Origin of the sequence: Algihabitans sp., from assembly GCF_965226985.1 — a bacterium.
In the GTDB taxonomy this organism is placed as follows: Bacteria; Pseudomonadota; Alphaproteobacteria; order Kiloniellales; family DSM-21159; genus Algihabitans.
This window is the reverse complement of record NZ_OZ245712.1, coordinates 493,753-505,870: the sequence shown is the minus strand read 5'-3', so window position 1 is coordinate 505,870 and position 12,118 is coordinate 493,753. Positions and strand designations below refer to the sequence as shown.

Sequence of the window (12,118 nt, the reverse complement as noted above, 5' to 3'; positions counted from 1 at the left end):
CCCCGTCCGTGACAGGTTGATCGGAGTTATGCGTCGCGTCCATGACGAATTTATGACAGAAACGTTACAGATGACGCAGGAGGATGTGCGTAAATGCGCGACGCCGCACCGAGGCAATGCGAAGCCGCCGCGCCCGTCGCTCACCTCGGCTCTGCGCACGACTTCGTGATTTCGCAGCGCAGCGCCGTGCCTCGACGCAAGTTGTGAACGCTAAGACGTCCACCGCCGATGTTGAAGCGGACGTAGAGCGAACACGAAAAGGTCCGGTGAAAAGATCGACTTGCGGCCGAGCCGGTCCGCTGAATCAATGCGATCCATGGAGAAGGCGGGCGCTGTCGTGCCCATCGGACGGCAGGCTTGGACCGCCCCTTCAGAAAACGCGGCTATACCGAAAGCTGACGATCCGTCCGAACCCGTTCACCGGCCGATTGCGCGAGGCGCTCGCCGTGGGGTTTTCGTAGGTCGCATCCAGCAAGTTCTCCACGCCAACGCCCAGACTGCCGCCGAGCAAGGGATAGTCGGCGGCAAGATTGAAAGTGATGGTGTCTTCGATCTCGACCCTTTCGACCCCGTCGTTGCGATCGCGAGAGCCTGAGTAGACAGCCTCGAGGCGAAGATCGAGATCGAAGTGCGTTTTGTAGTCGGCGAAACCGGTCAGTCGAAGCGGGGGACCGATCCGATTGTTCGGCAGGTAGGAATCCAGCTTGCCGTCATCGTCGGTATCTCGTTTTCCTTCGCTCCAGGAAAACACACCGCCGAGCGTCAGACGTTCCGTTACATCGCCTTCTAGAACGGCTTCGACGCCGATGATACGCTCCTCCTGCTGGACCACTTCGTTGTTCGAGACATCGAAGTTAGTCCCCAATTCCGACTGGCTGACATAGCCCGAGAGACTGCCGCGTACGCGATCCCAGTTGCCGCGAAGCCCGATCTCATAGTTGTCGACCAGTTGAGCTTCCGGAGCGATATCTGAAACGTCGACAGTGCCGCCGAAAGGCAGATTCTGACCGGCCCTGCGTGTGAAACCACCAACGTCCGGCAAAGAGTAGCCTTGGGAAAACGCGCCAAAAACTTCAACTTCATCGGTCAAGAAGACGACGGCGCCGAGATTGAAGACGAACTCGTCGTAAGACGTATCCCCACCGCGGACATCGACTGGCGCCAGGGTGAAGACAGAGCCATTGCCCTGCAGAAAACGATAACTGGGCCGCGTGAAGTCATCGATTTCAAGATCGAAGCGTTCGTAGCGGACGCCGCCGCGTACCAGCAACCAGTCCAGCGGCGAAGCCTCAGCCTGCAGAAAACCCGCATAGCTGTTCTGGGTCATCGGTGCGATCGCCTCGACACCGTCCTGGAACTCCTGCGTCGTCTCGTCGTGCGTATAGTCGAACCCCCAAGTCAGGGTCAGGCTTTCGTAGACATCGTCGAGTTCGGTGTCGACGGTCGTTCGGATACCCAGTTGATCTGCCCTGAAAGTCGTCTGACCGTCGTCCGGCGAAATGTAGACCAGGGTATTAGCTTCGGAGAGCTGCGCATCGGCAAAACGCTTCTCGATGTCGTTGCGAAAGGCACGGATCGAGAGGTTGCCGAGGGGAAAACTTCCATCCGTGAACTCGACCGCCTGATAGTTGGAATCCTCGTAGATGTTTCGGCCGGTATAGGGTGCCGAGAAATCGACACGCGCAGGCTCGGTCGAATAGTCGGTGAAGAAGTCCGGGTCCTGATCGAAGCGCGTGACCTCCGCGCTCACTTGCAGTCGCCGTGAGCCGAAGTCCCGCCCCAGCTTGATCAGCCCGTTGTAGGATTCGCTGTTTCCGAAGGCGCCTTGACCCAGCAAGGGATCGTCGGGCAAGCGATTGCCGTCGCCGTCGAATGTATCCCTCGTCGCTTCGGCGGAAAGAACGGCGAAGTAGTCGAAAAGCTCTGCGTCACCTGAGAGGCTAACGGAGGCTTCCGGCACCAGAGAATCATCGACGTCCGCCGTAAAGGCGCGCAAGCCGACACTGGCAGTCACGGATGGAGCGCCGTCCGTCGAGTCCTTCGTGATGAAGTTGACGATTCCCCCCGTGGCACCGTTCCCATAGATGCTGCTGGCTCCGTTGACCACCTCGATCCTTTCGATCTGATTGAGGTCGATCAGGGAGATGATGCGCGAGACATCGCGTAGTGGCGTATTGCGGGACACTCCATCGACAAGCACCTGCACACCGCGTCCGCGAAAACTCTCTGCGGAACCGGACACCGTCTGATTACTGGACGAAAAGCCAGGTATGAGCTTGGACAGGATATCGGTAGGATCTTTTGAGATCGAAAGCTGCTGCTCGATCTGCTCGCGTTCGATAACGATGACAGAGCCTGGAATCGCCGAGACCGGGCGTGGTGCTCTGGTCGCCGTGTTCACAATCGGCCCCAGCTCCATGGCCTTTTCGCCAGCTGTGTCGACGAGCGCGTCCTGCGCGTAACTACCTCCAGCGCTTGAGAGCAAAAGGGCAGTCAACAAAAGTATGGATGCCCGTTCCGTACGGCCAATAGCCATCCTCTAACTCCAAGATCCCTTTTGGATTTCCGTTGCGTCAGGAGCGAGCGCGCCAAATCGCGTCTCGACCCGACAATAGGTTTGGCTTGCGGGTCCGAAGCCGGCCGCCGCGTGCCATGACCGGCAGCTACCGACTGACGGTTCTATGTGAGTGATTTCGCGTGGCAGGGGATGCCGAAGGGGTGAGACTGATCGAGAGGCACAGGCGAGGGTTTCGTAACGTCACGAACACCGCCGACACTCAATAGTGCAAATGATTCGCATTTGCAAAACAAAATGATCTGAGCAGCCTTCAAGGGCAGCCGAGAGCGACGTTTCGCTACCCGCAAACCACTTGGTCGAAATCATCCAAATCGGCGATGCGAACCCGAGCCGAGCGTCCGAACTTCGAACGGTCGGCTAGAAGAAGCGATGTCCGCGCTGAGCGCATTGCAGCCTGCTTGACGGCGACCTTGCGCAGATCGTTGTCCATGACGACCCCAACCTCCTCAACCGCCGAGCAGCCGATTAGGGCATAGTCCATCCGGAAGGACCGCAAGGCTTCGACCGTCTCAACCCCCACTAGAGATCCGTCAGCTCCTGCCAGTTCACCGCCCAGCACGTGAACCCTGTGATGCTGAGCGCCGAACAGCGCCGCGACATTCGTCGAATTCGTAAAGACGGTGAAGCCGGGACGCGCAGCCAGCAGGCGAGCCGTCGCCTCAAGCGTCGTACCGACATCCAGGAACAGTGCGGACCCCTCTTCGATGACGGCTGCGGCACGTGTCGCAATTCGTAGCTTCGCCTCGACCTGAAGATCCCGCTTCTTCTCATACCCGAGCCGCAGACTCTGGCGAGCGCTACCCACACCGCCGTGAAAGCGCTGCAACAAACCGAGAGAATCGAGACGAATGATATCGCGCCGGACCGTCTGGGCAGAGACGCCGAAGGTTTCGGCCAGCACTTCGATCGTCGCATAGCCCTGCTGCTCGACAAGCGCCACTACCTGTTCCTGGCGCGCCGTCAAGTCGGCCGCAACCGCCTCCTCCGTCTCAGGCTCCGTAGCGCTGCTTGGTTCCGACGCTTTGGCCGCGACTTCGGGAGGCTCGCCCCCAAGGGATCGCGTCGGTCCGAGCGGAGTTTGCATGGGCATGGAAGATAATTTACAGAGACTGAAGAGGAGTGCAAGCGCCACTGGCAGCGGACGGACCCGATCAAGCCAATGCGAAAGCTATATCTCACAGCGAACTCGGACGCCCTCTTCCGGGACGATGGAGCAACCTTCGACACCCTGGTCTGGCGGTGGACGGCGCCTGGACCGAAACCCAAGAACCTCCAAGCCGTGGATCTCGTGACCGCCTTGCAGGCCGCACTGGCCCTGCCCGGGCCGAGAATCCCGGTCGGTGTGATCGGACCGCGCGAGGCCAGCAAGCAAGAACTTGAGACTGCCGAAGACCTGGGAAGCAGGCTCGCGGATCTGGGACTGCCCGTGCTGACCGGCGGCCTGACAGGTGTGATGGAGGCCGCAAGCCGCGGGGCTTTCGAGGCTGGCGGACTGACGATTGGCCTGTTGCCCGGCGAAGACTGGCGCACCGCCAACGCCTTCGTCTCCCTGCCGTTGGCGACGGGGATCGGCAAGGCCCGTAACGCGGTCATCGCGCAGGCCGCTCGGGCTCTCATCGCGGTTGGCGGCGGTTACGGAACCCTGACCGAGATCGCCTACGGCCTGCACTTCGACAAGCCCGTCCTGACCCTCGGCGCTGCACCGGCGGCCGCGGGGGCACAAGCCTGCCGCGATGTTCCCGAAGCCCTGGAGCGCCTAGCGGCGGCACTGCTTCATGACGCTGTCGCCGAGATGTCGTAAAACGATCATCAAAATTGGATATGGAAGAAATCTAACAAAGCAAGTCTGACCCCCAGGACGGAGCTGGCGACAGAACCTCTTCCGTCGCTCAACTTCGCTTTCCCCGCGGTGGCAGAGATGGCCTCGATCGAACTCGACGGCATTACCAAGAGCTTCGGCGACACGACGGCCCTTCAGAGTGTCGATCTGACGCTCGAAGCCGGGGGCTTCTTCTCTCTTCTGGGTCCATCCGGCTGCGGCAAGTCCACCCTGCTGAAGATCATCGCCGGACTGGAAAGGCCGACTTCCGGCCGCGTGCGGATCGGCGGTCATGACGTCGCCGACCTGCGGCCGTCCGAGCGCAATATCGCCATGGTGTTTCAGAGCTACGCGCTCTACCCGCACTTGACCGTCGGACAGAACATCGCGTTGCCCCTCGCCATGCGCCGCCTGAATCGATTGGAGCGCCTGCCGTTGATGTCGCGCCTGCTGCCCACCGCGCGCGGCAAGGCCGACGCGATCCAAAAAGACGTCGAGGCCGTCGCCCGCACGCTCGAAATCACACGACTCCTGGAGCGTCGTCCGGCCCAGCTTTCCGGAGGTCAGAAACAGCGCGTCGCAGTCGGTCGCGCGCTCGTTCGGCGCCCCTCCGTCTTCCTGCTCGACGAGCCGCTGTCCAACCTGGATGCCCAACTGCGCGTGCAGATGCGCGAGGAGTTGATCGAAGTGCACCGTCGCTTCGGCATCACGTTCGTCTATGTCACGCACGACCAAGCCGAAGCCATGGCCATGTCGGATCGGATCGCCGTCGTGATGGAAGGGCGTATCGCGCAGTGCGATGCGCCGCAGAACCTTTACGAGCGGCCCGCGACCCTGGAGGTCGCACGCTTCGTCGGCGCCTCCTCGCTCAACGTGCTCGCCTGCGACTCGACCGCCGACGGCCAACTCGGTGCGCCTTTTCGAGATCTTGCGGCCCCGCGCGACTGCACAGCGGAGGGGCGCCTGATTGTTGGTTTCCGACCCGAAGATGCCTGGCTCAGTAGAGACGGGAGCGGGCATGTTCAGGTCCGAACGCAGCGAGTCGAATACCACGGCGGCCTGCGTCATCTCATCGCCACCGCGGCGGGTGTCACGCTGCGCGCCGTCATTCCACAGGAGACGGCGAGCCCCGCAAGCGGTGATGCCGTCTGGCTACGCCTGACACCGGACCTCGCGCTTCTCTTCGACCCGCGCAGCGAACGTCGTCTCGATGCCGTCCCGAAAGACATCGGCATAACGCCTCAGACAGCCTGGCGAGCCGGAGGCAACGCGTGACACTCGCTGTCTCAAAACCGCACGCAGGTGGCCTGCGTATTCCCTCAGGTCTTCGCGACGGCTTAAGCGCCTGGTCGCTCGCGCTTCCAGCCACGCTGGCCATGCTCTGTCTGATCTTCGTCCCAACGCTGCTGGTCGCGATACTGTCGCTGACCGACTGGCAGTTCGGTGCCCGCAGCTTCACCTGGATCGGCCTCGAGAACTTCACCGAGATCCTGCGAGACGATAACGGCCGCAAGGCCGTCACCAATACCTTGATCTACGTCGGCGTGGTCATGCCGACATCGGTGGCGCTCGGTCTTTTGGCCGCCTTGGGCGTTCAGGCTTGTGGGGTCGGGCGCGGCCTCTTCCGGGCCGCTGTCTTCCTGCCGGTGGCTTCGACCCTGGTCGCCATGGCGACGGTCTGGCAGATGCTGCTGCACCCCAGCCTCGGGCTGATCAACACATTTCTGGCTGCGGTCGACCTGAGCGGTCCCGACTGGCTGTCGGACCGCAACTTAGTGCTCTTCACCTTGGCCGGCATCGGAGTCTGGGAAACAGTGGGCTACAACATGGTCCTGTTTCTCGCGGGGCTGGCCGCCATTCCCGAAGATCTCTACCAGGCGGCTGAAGTCGACGGCGCCGGCAAACCCTGGGAGCGTTTCTGGACCGTGACCTGGCCTCTGCTGGGGCCGACGATCCTCTTCGTCGTCACGATCACGGCCATCCGGTCCTTCCGCGTCTTCGAGACCGTGGCGACCTTGACGGCCGGCGGCCCAGGCTACGCGTCCGACGTGCTGGTCTACGCATTCTACCGCGAGGGCTTCGAATACTTCCGGGCCGGATACTCCGCCGCCCTGACCGTCGTATTCCTGGTCTTCACCGTGAGTCTGACCCTGGTCAAGTTCCGACTGCTCGACCGTTGGGTCTTCTACCGATGAAACGAGGCCTCACAGGAAAGCTTCTGCTGTATCTGGCGCTGCTCGCCGGCGCGGCCGTGGCGCTGTTGCCGTTCTTTTGGATGGTCTCCTTGTCTCTGAAACCGGCCGACGAGATCTTCGCGCCGGGCATCGATCTGATTCCCAACGTGCTGGCCTGGGACAACTACGCGCGTGCCTTCGCGGAAGTCCCCTTGGCCCGCTTTCTGTTGAACGGCGTCATCGTTTGTCTGGGTATTCTGGTCTTCCAGATCCTTTTCGCCGTGCCCTGCGCCTACGCCATCGCCGTCCTGCGCTTCCCGGGCCGCGGCCTGCTGTTCGGGGCGGTGCTGGCGGGACTGCTGGTGCCGCCGCATGTTCCCGCGATCCCGGTCTATCTGGGTCTTGCCGAGCTGCGGCTGCTGGACAGCTACACGGCTTTGATCCTGCCCTTCGTCGCCTCCGTCTTCGGGATCTTCCTCTTCGTCCAGTACTTCCGCACCCTGCCGCGCGATCTGATCGATGCCGCGCGGGTCGACGGTCTGGGCGACTGGGCCATCGTCTGGCGAGTCGTGTTCCCGACGGCCTGGCCGGCCGCAACAGCCTTCGCGATCTTCTCCATCGTGGCGCACTGGAACGATCTCTTTTGGCCGCTGATCGCGGTCAGCGATCCCGATCTGGCGACGCCGCCGCGCGGAATCCTCTACTTCCGCGACCAGGAAGCCGGCTCCGATATCGGCGCGCTGATGGCCGCAGCCACCGTGGTGACTCTGCCCATGGTGGCTCTCTTCCTCGCCGCGCAGCGCAGCTTCATCCAAGGAGTTGCCATGACCGGCCTGAAAGGCTGACCCCGCTACGGATCATCAAGAAGAAGCGGGGCAAACCGCGCCGACCGACTTTCGATCGTAACAGAAGCACTCAAGGAGCAAGCGAATGCTGACACGCCTTCTTGCCGCCTCGGCCGTAAGTCTCGCACTTACGGCTCCGGCTGCAGCCGAGCAGATCGAGCTGCGCGTTCACTACGCGCTGCCGCAGCTGTTCAACGATATTCAGGAGAAGATCGCCGAAGGCTTCATGGCGGAGAACCCGGACGTACGGATCGTCCTGGATTCTCCGGCGGAGGAGTACGAACAAGGGGTGCAGCGGCTATTACGCGAGTCTGTCGCCGGAAACCTGCCGGACCTGGCCTATGTCGGTCTCAACCGTTGGCGCGTTCTGCAGGAGCGGGAGATCGCCGTCCCGCTCAATCCCTTCATGGACGGTCCCGACGCGCTGGCGGTTCAAGGCTACACGCCCGCTCTCCTGAGCCTTGGACGCCTCGGCGATACGCAACACGCTCTCGCCGTCGCAGCCTCGACGCCAGTGATGTACGTGAACAGCGATCTGGTCGCCCAGGCGGGCGGTTCGATGGAGACTTTCCCGAGCGACTGGAACGGCATCATCAAGCTGGGTGCCAAGATCGACGCTCTGGGCGGCGATATCGACGGTCTCTATTATCACTTCTGGGGGTCGGACTGGATGTGGCAGGCCCTGCTGGGCTCGCACGGCGGGCGACCCTTGACCGAGGACGAGGGCGACATCGCCATCGACAGCCAAGCCGGCCTCGCCGCCGCCGACCTGCTGGCGCGCTTCCGCTCGGAAGCCAACATGCCCAGCTACGACCGCGCGGCCGCCCAACAGGCCTTTGCGGCCGGCAAGCTCGGCATCTATTTCGACTCCTCCTCCTTCCTCGCCCGTGTCGAAGAGGCGGTCGGCGAGCGCTTCCCGGTTCGTCTCGTCGAGTATCCGATCACGGCCGAAGACTCCGAGGTCTACTTGCCGACCGGCGGGTCCGGCATCGTGATGCTGACGGACGATCCCGAGCGGCAGGAAGCGGCCTGGCGCTACCTCACCTGGGCGACGGGTCCGAAGGGCGCCACCGTGGTGGTCGAGAACTCCGGCTACGCGCCGACCAACGCCATCGTGGTGGAGGACGAATCCTATCTGGGCGCGTTCTACGCCGCCAACCCCAACGCCAAGGTAGCCCACGCCCAGCTCGCGAACTATGCGGGCCCCTGGTACGCCTTCCCCGGTGCCGGCGGCGTGAAGGTCACGGATACCATCATGAAGGGCCTGAGGGACGTCATCGACCTGACGAGGGCTCCGGACGCCAAGCTGGAAGAGGTTGCGGCTGAAGTTCGCGACCAGCTCGGCATGTAGGCGCTCAGTCGGGCGAGACCTGCAAGGAGGGCGCGCGGCAGGGGTCGCGCGCCCTTTCTCCTTCTTCTCACAGCCTCGTGGTCGGTAACCGGGAATAGCTTGAATGCCGCGGATTTCATCCGGCTGTCACAGGGTCAGGGTAAGTTAAGGTTGCGTTAACGTCGAGCCGATCCCGTCTACCCGAAAACCGAGCCGCCCCATGACCTCACGGCCCACGTCTGTGCCCGTTCTGCCCAGCGGCCTGCGCGGCAACATTGGTGCGGTCACGCTCTTTTCCTGCGCGGTCAATCTGCTGATGCTGACCGTGCCGCTCTACATGCTGCAGGTCTACGACCGGGTCCTGGTGTCGCGCAGCATCGAGACGCTGCTTGCCCTGACCGCCCTTGCCGCCGGCCTGCTGATCGCCCTCGGACTCTTCGAATTCGTCCGGCAGCGCATTCTGTTGCGCAGCGCAAACCGGCTCGACAGCGAGGTGGCACCCAAGCTGTTGCGGGCCAGTCACGATCTAGAACTAGCGGGGCGATCCTCAGGAACGCAGCCGCTACGCGACCTCTCGACCTTGCGGCAGTTCACGACCGGCAGCGGCATCCTGGCCTTCTTCGACGCGCCCTGGACGCCGCTATTCATCGCCGTGATCTTCGTTCTGCACCCGCTGCTGGGATTAGTCGCACTTGCGGCGGCAGTGGTTCTCTTCGCTCTGGCGCTGCTAGGTGAGATCGTCACCCGCAAGCCCTTGGAAGAGGCAGGCCGACACAACCGTACGGCGCAGAGCGTGGCCGATGCGGGACTGCGCAATGCCGAGGCCGTGGCCGCCATGGCGATGCGGCCGGCCCTGGAGACCCGTTGGCAGGAACGTCAAGACTGGGGTTGGGCCCTGCAGAGCCGGGCGGGCGAGCGCAGCGGCGCTCTCGGTGCCAGCGTGAAGTCGGTCCGCCTGGGCTTTCAGGTCGCCATGCTGGGCGTGGGTGCCTGGCTGGTCCTGGGCGAGGCCATCACGCCCGGCGCGATGATCGCCTCCTCCATCATCCTGGGTCGCGCCCTGGCACCGGTCGAAGCCTCCATCGGCGCCTGGCGCGGCTTCATCGGCGCGCGCGGCGCCTACCAGCGCATCCGCGACGTGCTGAACGACCCCGCCGCCGAAGAGGAGGAGCGGCTGTCCCTGCCGGCGCCGGAAGGCCGGCTGTCGGTCGAGCATCTGGCTGCCGCCGCACCTGGCAGCGCGCGGCCGATCCTGCGGGGCATCTCCTTCTCGCTTGAGCCCGGAGAGTCTTTGGCGGTGATCGGCCCAAGCGCTGCCGGCAAATCGACGCTGGCGCGTCTTCTGGTCGGAGTCTGGCCGGCGCAAGGCGGTTGCGTTCGTCTAGACAGTGCCGAGGTCTGGACCTGGCAGCCGGAAGAACTGGGGCAGCATCTGGGCTATCTGCCTCAGGATATCGAGCTGTTCGATGCCACGGTCGCAGAGAACATCGCGCGTATGGGCGCAGCCGATTCTCAAAAAGTCATTGCCGCGGCACGGCTCGCCGGCGCGCACGAGATGATCCTAAGGCTGTCTGACGGCTACGAAACCCGGATCGGTACGTGCGGCGCCCGCCTGTCGGCAGGGCAGCGGCAAAGAGTCGGTCTAGCGCGTGCCCTCTACGGCACGCCGAAGCTGGTGGTGCTGGACGAGCCCAACGCCAATCTGGACAACGAAGGAGAGGCGGCCTTGCGGCAGGCCATCGTCGCCTTGCGCCAGCAGAGCATCACTTCGATCGTCATCGCTCACCGACCAAGCATCTTAAGCGTCGTCGATAAGGTGATGCTGCTGCGCGACGGCCGGATCGAGGAGTTCGGGACGCCGCAGGAGGTCATTCCCAAGGTGACGCGCCCGCGCGCCGTCGCATCCGGTGAGGAGAGCCAAACCCAGCCCCCGCAGATCGCAGGCGAGGCCGCGCAGTGACGACGCCAGCCGACACAACGGGCCGTCCGCAGTTCAAGCTGTCGGCCCGCAAAACCATCCTCACCGGTCTCTGCGTCGGCGCCGTAACCTTCGGGGGCCTGGGAACCTGGGCTGCGACAGCCGATCTGGCGAGCGCGGTCGTGGCACAGGGCACTCTGGTCGTCGAAGGCGACCGCAAACTCGTACAGCATCCGGAAGGAGGTGTGGTCGCACAGCTTTTCGTGAAGGACGGCGACTCCGTGAATGCCGGGCAGCTGCTGCTGAGCCTGGACGCCACGCAGGTCCGCGCCTCACTGGGGGTCCTGCGCGCAAATCTGGACGCCACCCTTGCGGAACGCGCCCGACTGGTGGCGGAACGAGAAGACAAAACGGAGATCATCTTTCCCGAAGAGCTGCTTACGAGACAGAGCGAAGCGGGTGTCCAGGAAACGGTAACCGGTCAGAATCGCCTGTTCGAAGCCCGAACGGCGGCCTTCGACGGACGGGTCGAAGTTCTGCGCCAGCGAATCGCGCAGCTGAACGAGGAGATTACCGGGATCGAGGCACAGCAGCGCTCGAAAGCCCGGCAAGCGACCTTGATCGGCGAGGAGTTGGCCGGACTAGAAGCGCTGTTCGCCAAGGGGCTGACCGAGAAACCGCGCATTCTGGCCCTGCGTCGCGACCAAGCGAGACTGGAAGGCGAACGCGGTGAGCATCTGGCCGCCATCGCCCGGGCCAAGAAGGCGATCGGCGAAACCGAGCTTGAGATCCTGCAATCGACGCTGCAACGCCAGGAAGAGACTTCGACCAGTCTGCGGGAGGTCCAGACGCGCGTTCTCGATCTGTCGGAACGCATCGCAGCGGCCCAAGACCGCGTAGACAAGATCGAACTGCGTGCGCCGGCTGCCGGGGTCGTGGTCAATCTGGCTATCACCACCGAAGGCGCTGTCCTGCAGGCCGGCGAGACGCTGCTTGAGATCGTACCTCACGACACCCGCCTGCTCGTCGAAGCGAAGCTGCGGCCCGACGACGTGGACAGCGTTTCGGTCGGACAGCCAGCGCGCCTTCGCATGACGGCTTTGGTTCAACGGACGACGCCGACCTTGAGAGGCCGGTTGATCTACGTCTCCGCCGACCGGCTGGAGGAGCAACGCTCTGGTGAACCCTACTTTCGAGCCTTGGTCGCCCTGGAGGCGGGAGAAGCCGAGCGGTTGGAAGGTCAGCCCATACTGCCCGGCATGCCCGCCGAGGTGATGGTCGAGACGGGCGAGCGGACCGCGCTCGAATACCTCGTTCAGCCGATCAGCGACACCCTACGCAAGGCTTGGCGCGAAGGCTGAGGCGACAGCCCTCTTTCTTCCCACCCAATTGCCTGGTTGCTCCAGAGAAACCACAGGATCGACCGACGGCGTTTTGGTGCCGGATCCAAAAGG

At 63.4% G+C, this 12,118-nt stretch carries 9 protein-coding genes; 7 read left to right on the top strand and 2 right to left on the bottom strand.

Annotated features, from left to right (window positions below):
- Positions 1–370: 370 nt before the first annotated feature.
- Both ACO054_RS02155 and ACO054_RS02150 read right to left on the bottom strand, forming a co-directional pair.
- The gene (locus ACO054_RS02155; RefSeq protein ID WP_421708805.1) at positions 371–2,419 is read right to left on the bottom strand and encodes a TonB-dependent receptor; all 2,049 of its coding nucleotides are present in this window, start codon (positions 2,417–2,419) and stop codon (positions 371–373) included.
- Between the two features lie 436 nt (positions 2,420–2,855).
- The gene (locus tag ACO054_RS02150; RefSeq protein WP_421708804.1) at positions 2,856–3,668 is read right to left on the bottom strand and encodes a DeoR/GlpR family DNA-binding transcription regulator; all 813 of its coding nucleotides are present in this window, start codon (positions 3,666–3,668) and stop codon (positions 2,856–2,858) included.
- A 189-nt stretch (positions 3,669–3,857) separates the two neighbouring features.
- Between ACO054_RS02150 and ACO054_RS02145 the strand changes: the two genes are divergently transcribed.
- The 7 genes from ACO054_RS02145 to ACO054_RS02115 all read left to right on the top strand — a co-directional run bounded on the left by ACO054_RS02145 (position 3,858) and on the right by ACO054_RS02115 (position 12,025).
- Positions 3,858–4,379 (top strand): TIGR00725 family protein, encoded by a 522-nt coding sequence (locus tag ACO054_RS02145; protein ID WP_421708803.1) that lies wholly within the window; start codon positions 3,858–3,860, stop codon positions 4,377–4,379.
- Between the two features lie 117 nt (positions 4,380–4,496).
- A complete protein-coding gene (locus ACO054_RS02140) occupies positions 4,497–5,672 on the top strand; it encodes an ABC transporter ATP-binding protein (protein ID WP_421708802.1) in 1,176 nt (391 codons plus the stop codon).
- Positions 5,669–6,592, top strand: a complete 924-nt coding sequence (locus ACO054_RS02135; protein WP_421708801.1) for a carbohydrate ABC transporter permease — start codon at positions 5,669–5,671, stop codon at positions 6,590–6,592. Before ACO054_RS02140 ends, ACO054_RS02135 begins: the two co-directional genes overlap by 4 nt.
- Positions 6,589–7,416: a carbohydrate ABC transporter permease gene (locus tag ACO054_RS02130; protein WP_421708800.1), complete on the top strand. Its 828-nt coding sequence runs from the start codon at positions 6,589–6,591 to the stop codon at positions 7,414–7,416. Before ACO054_RS02135 ends, ACO054_RS02130 begins: the two co-directional genes overlap by 4 nt.
- Positions 7,417–7,501: 85 nt before the next feature.
- Positions 7,502–8,767, top strand: a complete 1,266-nt coding sequence (locus ACO054_RS02125) for an extracellular solute-binding protein (RefSeq protein ID WP_421708799.1) — start codon at positions 7,502–7,504, stop codon at positions 8,765–8,767.
- A gap of 199 nt (positions 8,768–8,966) precedes the next feature.
- Positions 8,967–10,706, top strand: coding sequence for a type I secretion system permease/ATPase (locus ACO054_RS02120; RefSeq protein ID WP_421708798.1), 1,740 nt, complete (start codon positions 8,967–8,969; stop codon positions 10,704–10,706).
- The gene (locus tag ACO054_RS02115; RefSeq protein ID WP_421708797.1) at positions 10,703–12,025 is read left to right on the top strand and encodes an HlyD family type I secretion periplasmic adaptor subunit; all 1,323 of its coding nucleotides are present in this window, start codon (positions 10,703–10,705) and stop codon (positions 12,023–12,025) included. The genes ACO054_RS02120 and ACO054_RS02115 overlap by 4 nt, the downstream gene beginning before the upstream one ends.
- Positions 12,026–12,118 lie beyond the last annotated feature (93 nt).